Annotated in this window: 15 protein-coding genes; 10 read left to right on the forward strand and 5 right to left on the reverse strand. The window is 72.7% G+C overall.

Going from position 1 to position 21,137, the window contains the following annotated elements; all coding sequences use genetic code 11:
- Nucleotides 1–19: 19 nt before the first annotated feature.
- Together V6D49_RS13340 and pdhA are read right to left on the reverse strand one after the other, a co-directional pair.
- Nucleotides 20–1,009, reverse strand: a complete 990-nt coding sequence (locus V6D49_RS13340; RefSeq protein ID WP_340559786.1) for an alpha-ketoacid dehydrogenase subunit beta — start codon at nt 1,007–1,009, stop codon at nt 20–22.
- A 1-nt stretch (nt 1,010) separates the two neighbouring features.
- Nucleotides 1,011–2,234 (reverse strand): pyruvate dehydrogenase (acetyl-transferring) E1 component subunit alpha, encoded by a 1,224-nt coding sequence (gene pdhA / locus V6D49_RS13345; RefSeq protein WP_340559788.1) that lies wholly within the window; start codon nt 2,232–2,234, stop codon nt 1,011–1,013.
- A gap of 347 nt (nt 2,235–2,581) precedes the next feature.
- On the opposite strand from pdhA, the gene V6D49_RS13350 reads away from it, so the two are divergent.
- Nucleotides 2,582–3,259: a response regulator transcription factor gene (locus tag V6D49_RS13350; RefSeq protein WP_340559790.1), complete on the forward strand. Its 678-nt coding sequence runs from the start codon at nt 2,582–2,584 to the stop codon at nt 3,257–3,259.
- A gap of 41 nt (nt 3,260–3,300) precedes the next feature.
- Here V6D49_RS13350 and V6D49_RS13355 read toward each other — a convergent pair whose 3' ends face one another.
- Nucleotides 3,301–5,091 (reverse strand): protein kinase domain-containing protein, encoded by a 1,791-nt coding sequence (locus V6D49_RS13355; RefSeq protein WP_445330520.1) that lies wholly within the window; start codon nt 5,089–5,091, stop codon nt 3,301–3,303.
- 307 nt (nt 5,092–5,398) lie between these two features.
- Here V6D49_RS13355 and V6D49_RS13360 point away from each other — a divergent pair, with 307 nt between their 5' ends.
- From V6D49_RS13360 to V6D49_RS13370, 3 genes are all read left to right on the forward strand, one after another.
- On the forward strand, nt 5,399–7,117 hold the full coding sequence (locus V6D49_RS13360) for a Stk1 family PASTA domain-containing Ser/Thr kinase (RefSeq protein ID WP_340559792.1): 1,719 nt from the start codon (nt 5,399–5,401) through the stop codon (nt 7,115–7,117).
- A 171-nt stretch (nt 7,118–7,288) separates the two neighbouring features.
- The gene (locus V6D49_RS13365) at nt 7,289–7,999 is read left to right on the forward strand and encodes a GntR family transcriptional regulator (protein WP_340559794.1); all 711 of its coding nucleotides are present in this window, start codon (nt 7,289–7,291) and stop codon (nt 7,997–7,999) included.
- Entirely contained in the window at nt 7,996–9,306 is a 1,311-nt protein-coding gene (locus tag V6D49_RS13370; RefSeq protein ID WP_340559796.1) for an MFS transporter, read from the forward strand. Before V6D49_RS13365 ends, V6D49_RS13370 begins: the two co-directional genes overlap by 4 nt.
- 46 nt (nt 9,307–9,352) lie before the next feature.
- On the opposite strand, the gene V6D49_RS13375 is transcribed toward V6D49_RS13370, so the two are convergent.
- Nucleotides 9,353–10,177, reverse strand: coding sequence for a maleylpyruvate isomerase family mycothiol-dependent enzyme (locus V6D49_RS13375; protein ID WP_340559798.1), 825 nt, complete (start codon nt 10,175–10,177; stop codon nt 9,353–9,355).
- Nucleotides 10,178–10,338: 161 nt separating this feature from the next.
- Between V6D49_RS13375 and V6D49_RS13380 the strand changes: the two genes are divergently transcribed.
- The 6 genes from V6D49_RS13380 to V6D49_RS13405 all read left to right on the forward strand — a co-directional run bounded on the left by V6D49_RS13380 (nt 10,339) and on the right by V6D49_RS13405 (nt 19,699).
- The gene (locus tag V6D49_RS13380; RefSeq protein ID WP_340559800.1) at nt 10,339–11,118 is read left to right on the forward strand and encodes a carbon-nitrogen family hydrolase; all 780 of its coding nucleotides are present in this window, start codon (nt 10,339–10,341) and stop codon (nt 11,116–11,118) included.
- A gap of 94 nt (nt 11,119–11,212) precedes the next feature.
- Nucleotides 11,213–11,665 (forward strand): hypothetical protein, encoded by a 453-nt coding sequence (locus V6D49_RS13385; RefSeq protein WP_340559802.1) that lies wholly within the window; start codon nt 11,213–11,215, stop codon nt 11,663–11,665.
- A 15-nt stretch (nt 11,666–11,680) separates the two neighbouring features.
- Nucleotides 11,681–13,936, forward strand: a complete 2,256-nt coding sequence (locus V6D49_RS13390; RefSeq protein WP_340559803.1) for a DUF6571 family protein — start codon at nt 11,681–11,683, stop codon at nt 13,934–13,936.
- 473 nt (nt 13,937–14,409) lie between these two features.
- Nucleotides 14,410–15,006, forward strand: a complete 597-nt coding sequence (locus tag V6D49_RS13395) for a hypothetical protein (RefSeq protein WP_340559804.1) — start codon at nt 14,410–14,412, stop codon at nt 15,004–15,006.
- Between the two features lie 47 nt (nt 15,007–15,053).
- A complete protein-coding gene (locus V6D49_RS13400; protein ID WP_340559807.1) occupies nt 15,054–16,961 on the forward strand; it encodes an NHL domain-containing thioredoxin family protein in 1,908 nt (635 codons plus the stop codon).
- A 284-nt stretch (nt 16,962–17,245) separates the two neighbouring features.
- A complete protein-coding gene (locus tag V6D49_RS13405; protein WP_340559808.1) occupies nt 17,246–19,699 on the forward strand; it encodes a SpoIIE family protein phosphatase in 2,454 nt (817 codons plus the stop codon).
- A gap of 10 nt (nt 19,700–19,709) precedes the next feature.
- Here the strand turns inward: V6D49_RS13405 and V6D49_RS13410 are convergent, their stop codons facing one another.
- Nucleotides 19,710–20,999 carry a M18 family aminopeptidase gene (locus V6D49_RS13410; protein WP_340559810.1) on the reverse strand — a complete coding sequence of 430 codons (1,290 nt, stop codon included), beginning with the start codon at nt 20,997–20,999 and terminating at the stop codon, nt 19,710–19,712.
- Between the last annotated feature and the right edge of the window lie 138 nt (nt 21,000–21,137).

The following is a 21,137-nucleotide window of genomic DNA, read 5'->3' on the forward strand; positions in this document are numbered from 1 at the left end:
GACTCTCCTCAGCCCCTGCTCAGTACGCCAGGGAGCGGTCGACGGCGTCGAGCACCCGGTCCAGGCCCGGCAGGTACTCCTCCTCCAGGCGGGCCGGCGGGTACGGCGCGTGGAAACCGCCCACCCGCAGGACCGGCGACTCCAGGTGGTAGAAGCACCGCTCGGTGATCCGGGCGGCGATCTCCGCACCGGAGCCGTAGAACACCGGCGCCTCGTGCACCACCACCAGCCGACCGGTCTTCTCCACCGACCGCTGGACGGTGTCGAAGTCGATCGGCGACATGGAGCGCAGGTCGACGACCTCCAGCGAGCGGCCCTCCTCCTCGGCCGCCGCCGCGGCCTCCAGGCAGGTCTTCACCATCGGGCCGTAGGCCACCAGGGTGAGGTCCGTGCCCGTGCGGGCGACGTGCGCCTCGTGCAGCGGGGCGGGGATGGCGGAGGTGTCGACGACCCCCTTGTCCCAGTAGCGCCGCTTGGGCTCGAAGAAGATCACCGGGTCGTCGGACTCGATCGCCTGGCGCATCATCCAGTACGCGTCGTTCGCGTTCGACGGCGAGACGCACTTGAGGCCCGCGACGTGCGCGAACAGCGCCTCCGGCGACTCGCTGTGGTGCTCCACCGCGCCGATGCCGCCGCCGTAGGGGATGCGGATGACGACCGGCATCTTCACCTTGCCGAGCGCACGGGCGTGCATCTTGGCGAGCTGGGTGACGATCTGGTCGTACGCGGGGAAGACGAACCCGTCGAACTGGATCTCGACCACCGGCCGGTAGCCGCGCAGGGCCAGGCCGATCGCGGTGCCGACGATGCCCGACTCGGCGAGCGGGGTGTCGATGACGCGGTCCTCGCCGAAGTCCTTCTGGAGCCCGTCCGTGACGCGGAAGACGCCACCGAGCTTGCCGACGTCCTCGCCCATGACCAGGACCTTGGGGTCGGCCTCCAGGGAGGCCCGCAGCGACTCGTTGATCGCCTTCGCGACGGGCAGCTGGCCCGAACTCTTGGCAGCCATGTCAGTGGCCCTTTCCGGCGGTCTCGTCCGCGTCGGCGAAGGACGCGAGGTACTCGGCGAACTGGGCGCGCTCCTCGTCGATGAGCGCGTGGCCGTCCGCGTAGACGTTCTCGAAGATCGCCATCGTGTCGGGGTCGGGCATCGTGCGGATCTTCTCGCGCACGCTGACGCCCAGCTCCTCGCTCTCCTTCTCCAGCCCGGCGAAGAACGCCTCGTCGGCCAGGCCCTCCTTCTCCAGGTAGGTGCGCAGCCGCAGGATCGGGTCCTTGGCCTCCCACGCCACGCGCTCGTCGTCGGCGCGGTAGCGGGTCGGGTCGTCGGAGGTGGTGTGCGCGCCCATGCGGTAGGTGAACGCCTCCACCAGCATCGGGCCCTGCCCGGAGCGGGCGTGCTCCAGGGCGGCCCGCGTCACGGCCAGTACGGCCAGCACGTCGTTGCCGTCCACCCGAACGCCGGGGAAGCCGAAGCCGGCGGCGCGCTGGTAGATCGGGACGCGGGACTGCTTCTCGGTGGGCTCGGAGATGGCCCACTGGTTGTTCTGGCAGAAGAACACCACCGGCGCGTTGTACACGGCGGCGAAGGTGAACGCCTCCGCGACGTCGCCCTGGCTGGAGGCACCGTCGCCGAAGTAGGCGACGACGGCCGAGTCCGCGCCGTCCTTCGTCACGCCCATCGCGTAGCCCGTGGCGTGCAGCGCCTGCGAGCCGATGACGATGGTGTAGAGGTGGAAGTTGTTGCTGTTCGGGTCCCAGCCGCCGTTGTTCACACCGCGGAACATGCCGAGCAGGTTCGCCGGGTCCACGCCCTTGCACCACGCCACACCGTGCTCACGGTAGGTGGGGAAGACGTAGTCGTCGTCGCGCAGCGCCCGGCCGGAGCCGATCTGCGCGGCCTCCTGGCCCAGCAGCGAGGCCCACAGGCCCAGCTCGCCCTGCCGCTGCAGCGACGTCGCCTCGGAGTCGAAGCGCCGGGTGAGCACCATGTCGCGGTACAGACCGCGCAGCTCCTCGGGCTTGAGGTCGATGGCGTAGTCGGGGTGCTCGACGCGCTCGCCCTCGGGGGTGAGCAGCTGCACCAGCTCCGGCTGTGCGGGTGCCGAGCCGCGCTTGGCGCGGCTCGCCGACTTCTTCGCGGGCGCCTTCTTGGCGGCCGTCTTGGCCGCCGCCGTGCGCTTTCCGCTGCTGCTGCGCGACGTTCCGCGCGCGGCAGTGCTTTCCACGGTCACGTGTGCTCCTCCGTCTGTCCGGCCCCCGGGGTCTCCGGAAGAGCCAGTGCGGCTCGCCCGGTGCCGATACGGCGCACGGGGTGGGGTGCGGCGCGGTCGGACCGAGCGGTGACAGGTGTCCCGTTCGACGGCCCGCACAAGGCACGTTACCCAGTAACCCGGCACGCGTGTGAAACACCGCTGACCTGCAAATTTGTTGGGAAATCCAAGTACATCGCGGTCGGGATCACAGCAGCCGGGAACACCACAGGTCACAGCCTTGCAGCCTCGAAGGACTAACGCACGTTAACCCGGAGGCGGCGGCCACGGGAAGAGCAAGCGGGGGGTCAATATGTGAGACTGGCATTGTGCCCGAAAGTGGACAGGTCAGGGTGTTTCTCCTCGACGACCACGAGATCGTCCGACGTGGGCTGCGCGAGCTGCTGGACGCTGAGCCCGACCTCGTGGTCGTCGGCGAGGCGGCCACCGCCGCCGAGGCGCTCGCGCGCGTCCCCGCCAGCCGACCGGACGTCGCCGTGCTGGACGTCCGGCTGCCCGACGGCAACGGCGTCGAGGTCTGCCGCGAGATCCGCTCCCGTACGGACGGGGTCGCCTGCCTCATGCTGACCTCGTACGCCGACGACGAGGCCCTCTTCAACGCGATCATGGCCGGCGCGGCCGGATACGTCCTCAAGGCCATTCGGGGGACGGACCTGGTCGCCGCCGTCCGGGACGTCGCCGCCGGACGCTCCCTCCTGGACCCCGTCGCCACCGCCCGGGTGCTCGACCGGCTGCGCGGCGCCCCGTCCGGGCCGGGCGGCGATCCGCGCCTGGCGGCACTGACCGAACAGGAGCGGCGCATCCTCGACCTCATCGGCGAGGGCCTCACCAACCGGGCCATCGGCGACCGGCTGCACCTCGCGGAGAAGACCGTCAAGAACTACGTGTCGGCCCTGCTCGGCAAGCTGGGCATGGCACGGCGGGCGCAGGCCGCCGCGTACGTGGCCCGCCTGCGCGCCGAGGCCGACCGTCCCCACCCGGCCTGAGCCCGAGCACCGGCCGCAGCCGGCGCCCGGACCGGGGCGCTCTACAGGCCGCCGGCGCCCGCCTCGCCGGAGCCGCCGCCGTCCGCTGCGGCACCGCCTCCGCCGTCCGCAGTACCGCCGTCAGCTCCGCCGTCGGCACCGCCATCGGCGCCGCCGTCGGCGCCGCCGTCCGCGCCGCCGTCGGCCCCGCCGTCCGCACCCCCGTCCGCGCCCCCGTCCGCGCCGCCGTCGGCCCCGCCGTCGGCCCCGCCGTCAGCGCCACCATCGGCACCGCCGTCCCCACCGCCGCCGTCGGCGCCACCGTCCGGGGAGCCGCTGCCGGTGCCCTCGCTGGTGCCGTCCGTCGGCTCCTCGGAGGGCTCCGACGGTTCGTCCGTCGGCGGCTCCCACGTGTCCGTGGGCGGGGTGTCGACGCCGCCGTTGCCGCTGTCGTCCTGCGTCGGGTCGTCCTCCGGCGTCTCCTCCGGCTCCTCCTCGGGCGTCGACTCCTCGTCGGTCGGGGACTGGGACGTCTCACCCGGGCCCGGGGCCGCCGGGTCCTCACTCCCGGCGTTCTGGAAGGCGAAGAGCACCCCGGCGGCCACCGCCAGCACCGCGAAGAAGGAGATCAGCGCGTACTTCAGGCCACCGCCCCGGCCGCCCTCGCGGGGAGCGCCCTCGAAGCCGCCGTCGTCACGGTCCGGGCGGCCCAGCAGCATCGGCGGGGCCGGCTGGCCGCGCGTCTGGCCCAGCGCGTCGTTGCCGTAGCCGTAACCGCCGGCGGCCCCCGCGGCGGCCATGCCCATCGCCGGGGTGGCGCCGGTCGTCGTCACCGGGCCGGTGTTCCACAGGCCGCCCGTGTGGCCGCCCTGGTCCTGGAACTGCCGCAGGGCGTACTGGATGAGCCCGCGCATCTCCTCCGCCGACTGGAACCGGTCGTCCGGGTCCTTCGCGAGGGAGCGCATGACGAGGCCGTCCAGCTCCGGCGGGACCCCGTCGGCCGCCTCGGACGGCCGCACGGGCTCGTCCTGCACGTGCTGGTAGACGACCGAGAGGGGCGTCTCGCCGGTGAAGGGCGGGCGCCGGGTGAGCAGCTCGTAGAGCAGGCAGCCGGTGGCGTACAGGTCGGACCGGGCGTCGACGGTCTTGCCGAGCGCCTGTTCGGGTGACAGGTACTGCGGCGTGCCCATGACCATGCCGGTCTGCGTCATCGTCTGGGACGCGCCGTGCAGCGCGCGGGCGATGCCGAAGTCCATCACCTTCACCGCGCCGGTGTCGGTGATGATGACGTTGGCCGGCTTGATGTCGCGGTGCACGATGCCGTGCTGGTGGCTGTAGGCCAACGCCTCCAGGACGCCGGAGACGATGATCATCGCCTGGTCCGGTGGGGGCGCCTCGGCGGTGAGGAGGAGGTCGCGGATCGTGCGGCCCTCGACCAGCTCCATGACGATGTACGGCACGGTGTTGCCGTCGATCGTGTCCTCGCCGGAGTCGTACACGGCGACGACGGCGTGGTGGTTGAGCCCCGCGACGGACTGCGCCTCGCGGGTGAAGCGGGCCTTGGAGACCGGGTCCTCGGCGAGGTCGCTGTGCAGCAGCTTGACGGCGACCGTGCGGCCGAGGCGGACGTCCTCGGCGGCGAAGACCTCCGCCATGCCGCCGCGTCCGATGCGGCGCAGCAGCCGGTAGCGACCGTCACCGACCAGGCCGTTCCTCCCCCACATCTCGGTACCGGAGGAGCCCGAGGAGCCGGTGGACCCGGCGGAACCGGACGTCCCGGAAGGAGGGTCGGACGCTCCGCCCGTGGCCTCGTCGGGGCCTTCGGGGCCTCCCGGGGATTGCGTCTGTCCCATCAGTCCTCGCCGTGTCTGGAACCCGCAGGGCGCGGGCGCGCGTGTGGGGGGATGGAAGGGCCATCCAATCCGCTCGGGGTTGAGGCTGGCAAGTTGCGTCCACCGGGAGCGGGGTTCACCCCCTGCTACCCGGCCGGTGCCCCGACCATCCGTGCAACGGGTCACGGAACGGGCACGCGGCTTGACTCGTCGCACCCCTAGGGCAGACTTGGCTGGGATTCGGGAGTGGTCCCGAGCAGCAGGAGCAACCGTACATGCGCAGAGACTGGCCCCGTCCAGGGCTGCGGCGCCAAGGGGGAGCAGCCACATGACCGACGTCGGCGGCGGGCAGCCGGGGAACTTCGAGGGCCGCACCGTCGGCAACGGGCGCTACCAACTGCGGGAGCTGCTGGGCGCGGGCGGCATGGCCTCCGTACACCTCGCCTACGACAGTGTGCTGGACCGCCAGGTCGCGGTGAAGACCCTCCACTCGGAGCTCGGCCGGGAGGCGGCGTTCCGCGAGCGCTTCCGGCGCGAGGCGCAGTCCGTCGCCAAGTTGACGCACACCAACATCGTTTCGGTCTTCGACTCCGGTGAGGACACGATCGACGGCGCCCTCGTGCCGTACATCGTCATGGAGTACGTCGACGGCAAGCCCCTGCGCAACGAGCTGGACGACGACATCCGCCAGCACGGCGCGATGCCCCCCGAGAAGGCGCTGAAGGTCACGGCCGACGTGCTCGCCGCCCTGGACGCCAGCCACGAGCTCGGCCTCGTCCACCGGGACATCAAGCCGGGCAACGTCATGCTGACCCGGCGCGGGGTCGTCAAGGTCATGGACTTCGGCATCGCCCGTGCGATGCAGTCCGGCGTCACGTCGATGACGCAGACCGGCATGGTCGTCGGCACCCCCCAGTACCTCTCGCCCGAGCAGGCGCTCGGGCGCGGCGTGGACGCCCGCTCCGACCTCTACACCACCGGCATCATGCTCTTCGAGCTGCTGACCGGACGGCTGCCGTTCGACGCCGACTCGCCGCTGGCCATCGCCTACGCGCACGTCCAGGAGGAGCCGGTCCCGCCGTCCTCCATCAACCGGGCCCTGCCCCCGGCGGTGGACGCGCTCGTCGCCCGCGCGCTGCGCAAGAACCCGAACGAGCGGTTCCCCACGGCCGAGGCCATGCGCGCGGAGGCCCTGCGCATCAGCGGCTCCGGCGCGACGACCGGCGTGAGCCCGGCCATCGTCACCGGCGGGCCCGCGCAGCACAGCGGCGCGGGCGTCGAACAGTCCGTCTTCCCGCCCGTCAGCGCGACGGGCACCCCGCCGCCCCCCAGCACGACGCCGATGCCCCAGGGCGGCTACGCCTACCCGCCGCAGCAGGGCTTCGGGCCCTCCACCCCGCCGCCGCCCACGCACCAGCAGGGCTACCCGACGCCCGCGTACACGATGCAGCCGGGCGGCCCCGTCGGCCCGGGCGGCCCCGGCGCGCCGACCACCGGCGGCGGCAACGGGGGCGGCAACCGCGGGGTGATGATCGTGGCCGTCGCCGCCGTGACGGCCCTCGTGGTCATCATCGGCCTGGTCGTCATCGGCTCGCTCGCCGGTGACGACAAGGAGCCGGTGGCCAAGGAGTCCCCCACCGCAGCCCCGCAGCCCCCCGGCGGCGAGCCGACGAAGGACGCCCCCGAGCCGGAGCCCGAGCCCGAGCCCGAGCCGGAGCCCGAGGACGACGAACCGGCGTTCAAGGACGAGGACCCGTCCCGGAAGATCGACTCCGAGACGTGCACCGAGGCGTACGACTACTCGCTGGACGAGGAGGAGGGGGAGAACGCCCCGGTCTCCATGCCGGACCTCACCTTCCACCACATCGACTCCGTCAAGGACTGCATCCGCGAGGCCGGCTGGCGCCTCGACACGGACATCTCCTACGAGGACGAGGCCATCTACGGCAAGAACACCGTCCTTGAGCAGGAGCCCGAGGCGTACCAGCCGTTCGACCCGGAGGAGGACAAGGTCTCCCTCGTCGTCTCCACCGGCAAGGAGGGCTGACCGCCCCCTTCGGCCTCCGCATCCCGCAGCGGCCCCCGTACCGTCCGACCGGCCCCCGGCGCGCACCCCGCGCCGGGGGCCGGTCGCGTCGGCGCCCTTCCGCGAAGGCCCGAGAGGTCCGCATCGTGAAATCGGGTCCGCTCGGGACACTGTTGTATCTATGGTGTGCGCATGCCGTCCCCCAGGGTCACCGCCGCCGTGTCCACCGTCGCGTCCACGACCGCGTCCGCCACCGTGTCCACGACCCCGGACAAGCGGCCGCCCGCCGCCGAGCGCGTCTACGCCCACGTCAAAGAGGCCGTCCTGGACCGCCGGTACGAGGGCGGCATGCTGCTGACCGAAGGGGAGCTGGCCGACGCCGTCGGCGTCTCCCGTACGCCCGTGCGCGAGGCGCTGCTCCGCTTGGAGGCCGAAGGGCTGCTGCGGCTCTACCCGAAGAAGGGCGCCCTCGTGCTGCCCGTCTCCGTCCAGGAGATCGGCGACGTCGTGGAGACCCGGCTGCTCGTCGAGGAGCACGCCGCCCGACGGCCCGCGGGCCCCGCGCTCATCGCGGAACTGGCGGAACTGCTGGACCGGCAGCGGGAGCTGGCCGAGGCCGGGGACCTCGCGCAGGTCGCCCGCGTCGACCGGTGCTTCCACGCCGCCCTCGTCCGCAGCACCGGCAACGAGATCCTCACCCGCCTCTACGACCAGCTCCGGGACCGCCAACTGCGCATGGGCGTCGCCGTGATGCACGCCCACCCCGGCCGCATCGCACAGAACATCGCCGAGCACGGTGAGATCCTCGACGCCCTCCGCGCCGGGGACGCCGACGCCGCCGTCGCCGCCGTGCACCGGCACGTCGGCTCCGTGCGCGCCCTGCTGCGGGGCGATGTGCGATGACGGGCGGGGCCGCCGCGCTGCGGCTGCCCGGTGACCCACCGGGCGGGCGCCGCGCCGTCGCCATGTGGAGCATCGGCGTCGCCGTCTACTTCATCGCCGTCACCTACCGCACGAGCCTCGGCGTCGCGGGCATCGAGGCCGCCGAACGGTTCGACGTCAACGCCTCCGCGCTGTCCACGTTCTCCCTGCTCCAGCTGCTCGTCTACGCCGGCATGCAGATACCCGTCGGCCTGCTCGTGGACCGCTGGGGCACCCGCAAGGTGCTCTCCCTCGGCATCGTCCTGTTCACCACCGGGCAGTTCGGCTTCGCGCTGGCCGACTCCTACCCCGTCGCCCTCGCCTGCCGCGCCCTCCTCGGCTGCGGCGACGCCATGACGTTCATCAGCGTGCTGCGCCTGGGCGCCCGCTGGTTCCCCGCCCGGCGCGGCCCCCTCGTCGCGCAGCTCGCGGGCCTCATCGGCATGGCCGGGAACCTCATCACCACCCTCGTCCTCGCCCGCGTCCTCGCGGGCTTCGGCTGGACGCCGACGTTCGCCGGGAGCGCCGTCGCCGGACTCCTCGGCCTGCTGCTCGTGCTCGGCTTCCTCAAGGACCAGCCGGCCGGGTACCGCAGCGACGTCGCACGCCACGACGGACCCGGCTACGTCCGCCGCCAGATCTCCGCCGCCTGGGCCGAGCCGGGCACCCGGCTCGGCATGTGGGTCCACTTCACCACGCAGTTCCCCGCCATGGTGTTCCTGCTGCTGTGGGGCCTGCCCTTCCTCGTGCGCGCGCAGGACCTGAGCATGGAGGGCGCGAGCACGCTCCTCACCCTCGTCGTGCTGTCCAACATGGCCGTCGGGCTCGTCTACGGGCAGACCATCGCCCGGCACCACCGGGCCCGGGCGCCGCTCGTCCTCGGCACCGTCGCCGCCACCGCGCTGATGTGGGCGGCCGTCCTGTACTGGCCCGGACGCACCCCGCTGTGGGCCCTGGTCGTGCTCTGCCTGGTCCTCGGGGCCTGCGGGCCGGGGTCCATGATCGGCTTCGACTTCGCCCGCCCCGCGAACCCGCCCGAGCGCCAGGGCACGGCCTCCGGCATCGTCAACATGGGCGGCTTCACCGCCTCCATGACGATGCTGCTGGCCGTCGGCGTCCTGCTCGACCTCACCGGCGACAACTTCCGCGTCGCCTTCTCCGCCGTCTTCCTCCTGCAGGCGCTCGGCGTCAGCCAGATCCTGCGGCTGCGCGGACGGGCGCACCGCAGGGAACGCGAACGGATCGTCGCGAGCCGCGTCGAGGCCGTCCACGTCCCCGCGCAGACGTGACCGCGCCGCCGGGTCGGGCCGCCGGGTCGGGCCGCCGGGACGACCGTCAGGCCGTCACGGCGAAGTGGGCCAGGATCGCCTCGGCGAGCCGCTGGTCCCCCTCGACCTTCACGCGGTCCGCCACCGCCTGCGGGCGCACCCGGCCGCAGGCCAGCCGCACGTAGGTCTCCCAGTCCAGGGCGAACGTCACCGCCGGGCCGAGGGAGGGGCTCCCGTTGACCGTGGCCCTGCCCTCCTTGTCCACCCGCACCGTGCGCATGAACTCCACCGGTCCGCTGACGTCGAACACGACGGCCGAGTTCGCCGGGGCCGACCCCCGCTCCGCGACCACGGCGGGCAGCGCCGCGATGAACACGTCCCGTGCCACGTGGGCCCCCGGCGCGTCCAGGTTGCCCGGCTTGCCCAGCGCACGCCGCAGGTCCTGCTCGTGCGCCCACACGTCGAACGCACGCTCCCGCAGCAGGTCCAGCATCGTGACGTCGTGCCCCAGCGGATGCCGCAGTGTGGCCTCCGGCCCGCGCTTCTCGTTCCGCAGCTGCCGGGAACGGCGGATGATCGTGTACTCCAGTTCGCTGGTCATCTCCGGGCCGGTGTGGTGCCGCCGGACGTCGACCTGCACCTCCATGCGGCGGCTCGTCTCGTCCGTGACGTGGTAGAGGTCGCGCGGCAGCGTGTGGATCGGGCGCGGATCGCCCAGCAGCTCGCACTCCAGGCCGATCACGTGCGAGACGACGTCCCGCACCGACCACCCGGGAACAGCCGTGGCGCGGTTCCACTCGCCCTCGACCAGCGGCTGCACCAGCTCGGATATCGCTTCGACGGAGTGAGTCCAGGCGTCGACGTAGGGTTGAAGGCTCGGGTGCTCGGTCACGGGGCCCCTCGTGGCAACGGTACGGATCTGTTCGCGGGCGGATGCCCTTCAAGTTAGTCTGCGGGCGGGCACCCGGGCACCGCTTTTGGGTGACGATCGTAGGCGCTTCGAGGCGCGGCTCGGCGCCCGGCGTGGACCTACGACCCAGGGACGAGGAGACCGTGCGCACTTCGCTGATCCAATTCGGTGTCGATCAGGACGACTCGGTCAACGCCCGCCGGACGAAAGCCGCTTCGCTCGTCCGCGCGCAGGAGGGCGCCGACCTCGTCGTCCTCCCCGAGCTGTGGACCGTCGGGGCGTTCGCCTTCCGCGACTTCGAGGCGGCCGCCGAACCGGCCGCCGAAGGGCCCACCGCCGAGGCGATGTCGGCCGCCGCGCGGGACGCCGGGGTGTGGCTGCACGCCGGCAGCGTCGTCGAGCGTGCCCCCGACGGAGCCCTGTACAACACCTCCCTCGTCTTCGGCCCCGACGGCGACCTCGTCACGACCTACCGCAAGATCCACCGCTTCGGCTTCGACCGGGGCGAGGCCACCCTCATGGCGGCGGGCACCACGCCCGTCACCGTCCGGGCGGCGGGCACCACCCTCGGCCTCGCCACCTGCTACGACCTGCGCTTCCCCGAGCTGTTCCGCGCCCTGACCGACGCGGGCGCCCGGCTCCTCGTCGTCCCCGCCGGCTGGCCCGCCGCCCGTGCCGGGCACTGGACGCTGCTCGCCCGCGCCCGCGCCGTGGAGAACCAGGCCTACGTCCTGGCCTGCGGCACCGCGGGCACCCACGCCGACGTCCCCCAGGCAGGGCGCAGCGCCGTGTACGACCCGTGGGGCGACCCGGTCGGCGAACTCCCCGACGCGACCGAGCAGGTCCTCACCGTGGACCTGGACGTCGACCGCGTCGCCGCCGTGCGCGAGCAGTTCCCCGCCCTGAAGGACCGCGTCCTCTGACCCACCCGCCCGGCGGGCGCCGCAAGCGCCCCCCAGCGCATCGCAACACCCCCCTATGCTGGTGCTTTTGACGCGATCATGGAGGGGGGCCGCCATGTCCGAGGACGAGCTGTTCGCCGGCGATCTGGCGTGGTCGGAGGGGCAGCAGAAGAGAGCCGCGAAGTACATCGAGGAGCACCTCGGTCCCGACACCCACAAGGCGGGTGTCATGGCCGACTCGGAGAGCGAGGTCGTCTTCGGCGGCTCCGGCGCGTCGGTCGCCCTCAGCCCCGGCGCGCTCGCCGACTGGGACGTCCGCGACGGCCTCGCCCACCGCATGGGCGAATGGGAGACCGCCTTCAAGAGGCTGCAGGGGCGCTTGGAGCGCGAGCTCGGCGCCCTCCGCCACACGGGTGTCCTCTTCCAGAGCAACGAGGCCGACACGTACTCCTCCTTCCACGGCGTCAGCGGGAAGAGCGCGATCTCCGACCACGCCGGGGGCCACATGCCGTCCTGGGCCGCCGGGCAGCCCTCGCCGCCCCCGTACAGCCGCATATCGGATCTCTGAGGAGCGGACGCGTTCATGCCGGTGGACTACGAGGCGATAGTCGGCGCTGACCTGTCCGTCCTCCACGACGCCTCCACGGCGTGGAAGAGGATGGGGGACAGGTTCGGCGAACTGCACGACGCCTACCGCGACCACGTGAAGGCCGCTGTGGAGGCCGACGAGCAGCGTTCCTGGCGCGGCGAGGCAGCCGGAACGTTCCGGAACCAGGCCCAGGTCACTCAGCAGGAGTACGCAGGCGCACGCAATGAGGCCAGAGCCGTCAGCGGGCTGCTGGAGGACGCCTACACGACACTCAAGTCGTCGCGGCAGCGGGTCCTCGACGTCAAGGCCGAGGCGGAGAGCGCGGGCATGGACGTCGACGCCCACGGACGTTGTTCCTTGAACCTCGGCAAGCTGCCCGAGGACGAGTGGAAGACGTACCAGCACCACCACCTCGCGCGCCAGGAACTGGAGGCGTCCTGGAACCGGAAGATCACCGACGCGGTCGAGGCAGTGCGGCAGGCGGACCAGAACGCCAAGGAGGCCCTGATGGCGCCCCCGGGCAGCATGCGGGAGGTCTACGGCTTCGACACGTCGCTCACGGGCGACATCGGGGAGGTGAACAGCCGGCAGGTCGACGATCTCTACGAGAAGATCAAAAACGGTGAGACGTTGACGACCAGGGAATACGAAGACCTGAACTTCTTCATGGAGGCCAACGAGGGCGACCCCGAGTTCAGCCGGACCCTCCTCACCTCCCTGGGCGGCCCCGACGGCGCCATCCGCGTCCACAACGAGTTGGCCGAACGCGCTTACACCGACGACACGGGGAACAAGAAGCGCCACCTCGACCTGACGAGTCACCTCGCCAACGTCGTCAGCACCGCCACCACCGTCGACGGCGAGGGCACCGCGGCGGACAAGAGGTTCTACGAGCAGTGGCGCGCCGACCTCAAGGAGGTCGGCGTCAAGGAGTACCGGCTCGACTTCACGGACTACGGCCCCAAGGACGCGCAGGACGTGCGCGGCTACCAGAGCTTCGTCTCGCTCCTGCAGCAGGGCAGCGGCTACGACGACCGGTTCCTCCACGACCTCGCCGACGACATCCGCGCCGTCGAGGACCAGGGCCAGGGCGGCGATCCCGACATCTGGGACCTGCGGGGGACCTTCGCGGGCGATCGGCAGCGGAACGGCACGTTCGACGACAGCGGGAACGGGTGGTTCGCGAACGACCCCCTCGACGGTGTCCTCGGCGTCATGAGCAAGGACCCGGCGGCGTCGAACGCCTACTTCGACCCCGCCGGCGAGCAGGGCAAGGACCGCTTCCAGTACCTGGCGCACGACCGGGACTGGGACGTCGTCGACACCTACGACCCGGCCAAGAACTCGGAACAGCCCGGCGACGACAGGGCGGACGCGGACAGCCGCACCGGCTTCGGTGCCGCGCTGGAAGCCGCCATGACCGGCCGTGTCCCCGGCACGGACGCGCCGGAAGACTTCGCGCGGCACAGCCCGGAGGAGATCCGACTACTGGAGCACGTGATCACCGAGTACGCGGAGGCATCCGCCGTCGACAAGGGCGCCATACCCGAGAACATGCGGCAGAACTTCGCCAACACCCTCGCCTACTACCCCGAGGACGTCCACGACATCCTCGGCAGGCTCGGCAGCCTGCCCTCGGACACGAACGGAGTCGAGGTGGACCGCCTCGCGATGCACCAGTTCATCCGCGGGGTCGCCGAGGACGGCACCGCGTTCCGTACCATCCACGACTCCCAGATGTCCTTGGTCGTCGCGGACATCACCGCGTTGGACGCGGAGGAGCTCCGTGAGGGCGGCGAGGAGGCCGGCCAAGTGGCCCGGGAGAGTGGCCAGATCATGGGCGCGTTCGACAACATCCGTGCGGACGTGCTCGGCTCCCTCCGCGACCAGGAGATCGACCAGAACAACTGGAACAAGACGTATCAATATCACCTCGCCGGAGCCCCGGTAACGGGAATTCCGATCATCGGGGACACGGCGCAGCGTCTCATCGACGTGCTCGCCGGTCACCATGCCGCGGATCTGAACGAAGAAGTCACGAACAAGACCACCGAGCAGCTCATCGAATACTACAGAGAGGACGGAGCGCCCCGGTTGGAGAGAATGTTCGTGGCCCGTGCCGAGCAAGTGGGACTAAGTCGTGATGACATGAACAGTGAATCGTTTCAAGTAGACGTGCTTGAGAACGCTGCCCTACGTTATTCGTTCGCCATCGGTGACACCGATGGCTCGATCGGAGGCCGGGCATGAGCGACCCCGAGGAGCCCTCGCGGCGGTGGAGGAGGCGAGCCCCTCTGCTCGTGCTCATCCTGGTGTCCGTGTGCGCCGTGATCGGTGGTGCGGCGCACTGGATGACGGGCGGTGATGACCAGGAGCCCGACCACTGCCAGGGGTACCTGACACACCAGAACCTCTCTCTGCTTTTCATGGGAAAGCCGATTGACTACGAACCCAGTTGGACCTCCTATGGAGAGGATGAAAGGGAGAGCGGTGATATATCCCGCTGCGGTATTGCCCTTCCGAACGGGGACGTCGCGGCGTTCACCACGTCAACTGCCTGGGAGGCGGGTCCTTATCAACCGGCCTCGGGTAGCACGTCCTGGTACCACGATTCCGCTCCTCTGGGATCGCGTCTCCCCGGTTGGACGGAACCGGGCCGTAGCGCGGTGCTGTTGCCGGAGAGTTGCACGGAGAGGTTTCCTTCGGACGGCGAACGTGTGCAGGTGACGCTCAGAATTCGGCACGCTTTCTGGGACAACCGGCTGGAGCCTGAGCGAGCGGTGCTGGCGGAGGCGCTCGTGTCCTACGCCTCGACGATGGCGGAGATCGAGGGGTGCGGCAGCGACGACCTCCGGCTGACCGGCGAGGTTCCGGAGGTGCTGTCGCCGGAGCCGCTCCCGGACGGCGAGCACTGCGGTCTGCCCGGCTTCACCGCGACGCGCTCGCAGGGGGACGGGCCGTCCCTGGAACAGACCGTGGTGGGTGACCCCTCGGACAGTTGGAGCTGTGTGGTGGGGCACGGGCTGGCAGGTGAGGAGAGCCTGGTACCGGCGGCGTTCGCGGTGACCTCGCGCCAGGAGTTCATCGACCAGTACGACCCCGCGGTGCACGCCGATCAGGAGGACGCCACGGTCGAGGTACTGACCTGCGCCGACCAGGAGTATCTGCTGATCATGGCCTTCGCCGCCCTTGACCCTGAGGAAGGCGTCGAGGAGGAGCGAAAGAAGCAGGAACTCGCGGAGAGCCGTCTGAAGCCGAAGGACGAGCTGTACGGCGATTTCCTGGCCGCTGCGAAGAAGTCGCTGGGCTGCCCGGCGTAGCGCCCGCCCCCGCCCGGGCGGGGGTGGGGCGGTGGCAAGCTGGGCGTATGAACGATGCTGCTCCGGCGCCCACCCCCGCGCCCGCGTCCCGCCGTGCCCGTGTCCGTGCCCCCGAGCTCGTCGGGAAGGGCGGTTGGCTCAACACCGGTGGGGAGGACCTCACCCTCGCCGACCTGCGCGGACGCATCGTCCTGTTGGATTTCTGGACCTTCTGCTGCGTGAACTGCCTGCACGTGCTGGACGAGTTGCGGGAGCTGGAGGAGAAGCACCGGGACACCCTGGTGATCGTCGGAGTGCACTCGCCGAAGTTCGCGCACGAGGCCGAGCACCAGGCGGTCGTGGACGCCGTCGAGCGGTACGAGGTGGCGCACCCCGTGCTGGACGACCCGGAGCTGGCCACGTGGAAGCAGTACGCGGTGCGGGCGTGGCCGACGCTGGTCGTCATCGACCCCGAGGGGTACGTGGTGGCGCAGCACGCCGGCGAGGGCCACGCCCACGCCATCGCCGCGCTCGTCGCCGAGCTGGAGGCGGAGCATGGGGCGAAGGGCACGCTGCGGCGCGGGGCGGGCCCGTACGTGCCGCCGGAGCCGGTCGCCACGGACCTGCGGTTCCCGGGCAAGGCCCTGGCCCTGCCCGGCGGCGGCTTCCTCGTCTCGGACTCCACCCGGCACGCGCTCGTCGAGTTGGCGCCGGACGGCGAGAGCGTCGTGCGGCGGATCGGGACGGGTGAGCGCGGGCTCGTCGACGGCCCGGCGGACGTGGCCCGGTTCAGCGAGCCGCAGGGCCTCGCCCTCCTGCCGGGCGGGGAGGTCGTCGTCGCGGACACGGTGAACCACGCGCTGCGGGGCCTGGACCTGGTCACGGGCGAGGTGCGGACGCTGGCGGGCACGGGCGGTCAGTGGTGGCAGGGGTCGGCGACGGGCGGTCCGGCGCGGGAGGTGGCGCTGTCCTCGCCGTGGGACGTGGCGTGGTTCGGCGGCCGGCTGTGGATCGCCATGGCCGGGGTGCACCAGCTGTGGACGTACGACCCCGAGGCCGGCGTCGTCGAGGCGGCGGCCGGGACGACGAACGAGGGCCTGGTCGACGGCCCGGCCGCCGAGGCGTGGTTCGCCCAGCCCTCGGGCCTCGCGGCCACCGCCGAGCGGCTGTGGATCGCGGACTCCGAGACCTCGGCGCTGCGCTGGCTCGACCGGGACGGCGTCGTGCACACGGCCGTCGGCGCCGGGCTGTTCGACTTCGGGCACCGCGACGGCCCGGCCGGGCAGGCGCTGCTCCAGCACCCGCTGGGCGTCACGGCGCTGCCGGACGGCTCGGTGGCCGTCAGCGACACGTACAACCACGCCCTGCGCCGGTACGACCCGGCGACGGACGAGGTGAGCACGCTCGCCACCGACCTGCGGGAACCGTCGGCGGCCGTGCTGCCCGCCGGTGGCGGCGGGCAGGGCGGCGGGCAGGGCGACGCTGCGGCCGGGGCGGAGATCGTCGTCGTCGAGTCGGCCCGGCACCGGCTGACCCGGCTGCGGCTTCCCGAGGAGGCCGTCGCCGTGGCCTCGGTGGCCCACCGCACGCAGCGGGCGGCGACGGAGGTGGGGGAGGGGGCGCTGACCCTGGACGTCCTGTTCACCCCGCCCGCCGGGCAGAAGCTCGACACCCGCTTCGGCCCGGCGAGCCGGCTGCTGGTCAGCTCCACGCCGCCGGAGCTGCTGGTCGAGGGGGCCGGGCAGGACACCGCGCTGCGCCGGGAGCTGGTGCTGGACCCGGCGGTGCCGGAGGGCGTCCTGCACGTGTCCGCGATGGCGGCGTCCTGCGACGACGATCCCGCGAACGAGTACCCCGCCTGTCACATGCACCAGCAGGACTGGGGTGTGCCCGTGCGGCAGCGGGCGGGAGGCGCCACGCGTCTGCCGCTGGTCCTGGCGGGGCTGGACACCGCAGGAGCGGCCGAGGCGGGCTGAGCCGGTGGCGCGCGGGCGCCCGCGAACGGCCGAGGGGCGCACCGCTGACGGTGCGCCCCTCTTCCCCGTTACCCCCGTTTTCCCCCGTGGGAAGTAACTCTCGTACGCGAGTTTCACAGCACTGTCATGGGCGCGGCTCCTTCGCGTCACAGCCCCCGCCGGGGCGTCCTGCCCGTCGCCGGACCGGCGTCGGCCCGTCGCCCGGACGGTTGCGGGCGCCGTGCGGCGGCCGGAGGCGTGGGGGACCATGGGCGTAGTCGCGCCCCGAGTGAGGTGTGTTCGCGATGTCGCGTGCCGGACGTGCGTCACTGCAGCAGTTCTCGGTGTCGGGCCTCGCCGCCGCCGTGCTCGCCGAGGACGGCACGGTGGAGAGCTGGGCGGACACCGCGCGCGACCTGCTGGGATGGACGGCCGAGCAGACGTGCGGCCGGCCCGCGCGGGAGCTGCTCGCCGACCCGGACGCCTGGCCGGGGCCGGTGGAGCGCTGTGCCCGCCCCGGCTGGGAGGGCGAGGTCACGCTGCGGCACGTGGACGGGAGCGAGGTGCCCGTGGGGCTGCGGGTGCTCACGCTGCACGACCGGGCAGACGCGCGGGGGCGCGCCCACGCCCGCCGCAGCCGCCTCGTCCTCGGGGCCCGGGCGGAGCTGCTCCACCTGTGGCGGCAGAGCCACTCCCTGGTGGAGGGCCTGTTCACCCAGCAGCGCATCGGGCTCGCCGTCTTCGACCCGGAGATGCGCATCGTCCGCAGCAACCTCTCCCTGCTCTCCTACACCGGGGTGCCGGACGACCTGGACGGGCTGCGGCTGAAGGCCGTGGCCCAGCCCGAGGACGCGGCGGAGCTGGAGCGCTGGCTGCACCTGATCATGACGACGGGCGAGCCCGTGCTCGGGGCCACGCTGCGGGTGCGCACCCTGGAGGACCCCCGGCAGGGACGGTTGCTGTCGATGTCCGGGTTCCGGCTGCAGAGCCCCCGGGGGCAGCTCATGGGGACGGCCGCCGCCTTCACCGACATCACCGAGCAGGAGCAGGCGGGCAGGCGGCTGAAGCTGCTGCACCGGGCCACGGCGATCCTCGGGGCGGAGCTGTCGGCGCCGCGCACCTGCGAGGACCTGGCCCGGGTGCTCGTGCCGGACTTCGCGGACCGGGTCCTGGTGGGGCTGGCCGAGGAGGTGCTGCGGGGGGACGAGCCGGTGGTGAACCGTGACGGGGAACTGCTCGTCACCCGCACCGCCGTCGTCGGTGCCGACCCGGGCCTGCTGCCGACGAGGGGACGCGTCACCGTGCGGCCGCGCGGCGGGCCGGAGCCCCACGGGGGTGGCGTACTGGCCGACCTGCCCGACCCGGACGCCCCCGGGCCCGACGAGGACGCCCCCGGGTCCGCAGCGCGCCACTGGACGCCGCACATGCCCGGCGCGCACAGCGCCCTCAGCGCGCCGCTGCGGGCCCGGGGCGCGTTCCTCGGGACGGTCACCCTCTGGCGTACGGGCGTCTCCGCGCCCTACGGCCGGGAGGACCTGGCCCTGCTGGAGGAGATCGCCGCCCGGGCCGGGCTCGCCGTGGACAACGCCCGCCGCTTCCACCGCGAGCACCGCGCGGCCGTCAGCCTGCAGCGGAGCCTGCTGCCCCCCGCGACGGCGTCGAGCGCCGCCGTGGAGACGGCGAGTCTCTACCTGCCCGCCGGGGCGGGCGGCGGCGGGGTGAGCGGCGACTGGTTCGACGTCATCCCGCTCTCCTCCGCCCGCATCGGCCTGGTCGTCGGGGACGTGGTGGGGCACGGCCTCCAGGCCACCGTGACGATGGGCCGGCTGCGCACGGCGGTGCGCACCCTCGCCGATCTCGACCTGGACCCGGAGGAGCTGCTCTCCCACCTCGACGACCTGGTCACCCAGCTGGATGTGGCGACCAGCGACGAGGGCCGCCACCAGGCCCGGGAGTCGCTGGGCGCCACCTGTCTGTACGCGGTGTACGACCCGGTCACGCGGCGGTGCGCGTTCTCCAGCGCCGGGCACCCGCCGCCCGCGCTCGTCACCCCGGACGGCGACGTCCACTACGTCGAGGTGCATCCGGGGCCGCCGCTGGGCGTCAGCTCCCTGCCGTTCGAGCCGGTGGAGATCACCGTGCCGCCCGGGAGCGTCCTCGCCCTCTACACCGACGGCCTGATCGAGCCGGGACGGGGCGACATCGACCACGGCATGGCGGAGCTGCGCCGCGCACTGCGCGCCACGGACCCGGTGCGGCGTCCGCTCGCGGCGACGGTGGAGCACTTCAGGGCGAGCCTGCCGGACGAGCCGCTGTCGGACGACGTCACGCTGCTGCTGGCCCGCACCCGCGCGATCGCCGCCGGGGACACCGCCGCGTGGACGCTCGCCCCCGATCCCGCCTCCGTCCCCCAGGCGCGGGAGCTGGCGCTCGGGCAGCTCGACGCGTGGGGCCTGGACGCCATGGCGTTCACGACGGAGCTGGTCACGAGTGAGCTGATCACCAACGCCGTGCGCTACGGCGGCGGTGGCCCGGTGGAGCTGCGGCTCACCCGTGCGGACACGCTGATCTGCGAGGTCTCGGACCTGAGCAGCACGCAGCCGCGTATGCGCAGGGCGCGGGCCACGGACGAGGGCGGGCGCGGCCTGTACCTCGTCGCGCAGCTCACCGAGCGCTGGGGCAGCCGGTACACCCGGCGCGGCAAGACCATCTGGACGGAGCAGGTGCGCGCACCGCCCGGCGCCGAGGCGTGGCTGTGAGGGGGCGCTCTCAGCCCGCGAGGAAGGCGGCGAGCGTGGCCGCCAGGTAGTGCGGGTCGTCGGCACCGGCCAGTTCCCGCGCCGAGTGCATCGACAGGATCGCCACGCCGATGTCGACGGTGGCGATGCCGTGCCGGGCGGCGGTGATCGGGCCGATCGTCGTGCCGCAGGGCACGGCGTTGTTCGACACGAAGGTCTGCCACGGCACCCCGGCCCGCTCGCACGCGGCGGTGAAGACCGCGCGTCCGGTGGCGTCGGTGGCGTACCGCTGGTTGACGTTGACCTTGAGGATCGGGCCGCCGCCCGCCCGGGGGTGGTGGGTCGGGTCGTGCCGCTCGGCGTAGTTGGGGTGCACCGCGTGGCCGGTGTCGGAGGACAGGCAGACGGTTTCCGCGTAGGCCCGGGCCCGGTCCTCGTAGCCGCCGCCGCGGGCGAAGACGGAGCGTTCCAGCACGTTGCCGAGGAGCGGGCCCTCCGCGCCGGTGTCGGACTGGCTCCCGTTCTCCTCGTGGTCGAACGCCGCGAGCACCGGGATGTACGACGGCGAGGCCTCGGCGGCGGCCGTCAGCGCGGCCGTCCCCGCGTGGACGGAGAGCAGGTTGTCCATGCGCGGCCCGGCGATCAGTTCCCGGTCCCGGCCGAGGTAGGCGGGCGCCTCGACGCTGTGCAGCATCAGGTCCCAGCCGACGATGTCGTGCGCGTCCAGCCCGGTCTCCTCGGCGAGGAAGGCCAGGAGGTCGCCCTCCCGGGCCTCCCCGAGGCCCCACACCGGCGTCATGTGCCGCTGCCGGTCCAGCTTCAGGCCGTCGTTGACGCCCCGGTCCAGGTGGATGGCGAGCTGCGGCACGCGCAGCAGCGGGCGGTCGGCGTTGACGAGCCGGGTGCCGCCGTCGCGCAGGGCGAGGCGGCCGGCGAGGCCGAGGTCGCGGTCCAGCCAGGTGTTGAGCAGGGTGCCGCCGTAGATCTCCACCCCGAGCTGGCGCCAGCCGTGCGCCCCGGTGTCGGGCTCCGGCTTGACGCGGAGGTTCGGCGAGTCGGTGTGGGCGCCGACGACGCGGAACGGGGTGGCGGGCGTCGCGCCCTCCGGCACGTACCAGGCGATCAGGGCACCGCCGCGCACGACGTACCGGCCCCCCGCCGTGCCGTCCCACGGCTCGGCCTCGGCGACGGCGCGGAAACCGGCCTTCTCCAGCCGCTCGGCGGCGTTCGCCACCGCGTGGTACGGGGTGGGCGAGGCGGCCAGGAAGGACAGGAGGTCGTCGGTGTGGCGACGGTCGAACCGGTCGTGGTGCTGGTGCATACGGTCCAGGATACGGACCGCCCGAAGGGCCTCCGCTCGGCTCCCGGTCCAAGGGCCCGTCCGACCGGGCGGGACGCGGACGGGCCCCACACCCCCCGACCGGGTGTGGGGCCCGTGGCGCTCACGTCTGTGACGTGC

Source organism: Streptomyces sp. GSL17-111 (genome assembly GCF_037911585.1).
GTDB lineage: Bacteria > Actinomycetota > Actinomycetes > Streptomycetales > Streptomycetaceae > Streptomyces.

Excerpts from the sequence above, each read along its gene's own strand:
- V6D49_RS13365 (WP_340559794.1), top strand. The coding sequence starts at position 7,289 with ATGCCGTCCCCCAGGGTCACCGCCGCCGTGTCCACCGTCGCGTCCACG.
- V6D49_RS13405 (WP_340559808.1), top strand. The coding sequence starts at position 17,246 with ATGTCGCGTGCCGGACGTGCGTCACTGCAGCAGTTCTCGGTGTCGGGC.
- V6D49_RS13355 (WP_445330520.1), bottom strand. The coding sequence starts at position 5,091 with ATGGGACAGACGCAATCCCCGGGAGGCCCCGAAGGCCCCGACGAGGCC.
- V6D49_RS13410 (WP_340559810.1), bottom strand. The coding sequence starts at position 20,999 with ATGCACCAGCACCACGACCGGTTCGACCGTCGCCACACCGACGACCTC.
- V6D49_RS13390 (WP_340559803.1), top strand. The coding sequence starts at position 11,681 with ATGCCGGTGGACTACGAGGCGATAGTCGGCGCTGACCTGTCCGTCCTC.
- V6D49_RS13360 (WP_340559792.1), top strand. The coding sequence starts at position 5,399 with ATGACCGACGTCGGCGGCGGGCAGCCGGGGAACTTCGAGGGCCGCACC.
- V6D49_RS13385 (WP_340559802.1), top strand. The coding sequence starts at position 11,213 with ATGTCCGAGGACGAGCTGTTCGCCGGCGATCTGGCGTGGTCGGAGGGG.
- V6D49_RS13340 (WP_340559786.1), bottom strand. The coding sequence starts at position 1,009 with ATGGCTGCCAAGAGTTCGGGCCAGCTGCCCGTCGCGAAGGCGATCAAC.
- V6D49_RS13370 (WP_340559796.1), top strand. The coding sequence starts at position 7,996 with ATGACGGGCGGGGCCGCCGCGCTGCGGCTGCCCGGTGACCCACCGGGC.
- V6D49_RS13400 (WP_340559807.1), top strand. The coding sequence starts at position 15,054 with ATGAACGATGCTGCTCCGGCGCCCACCCCCGCGCCCGCGTCCCGCCGT.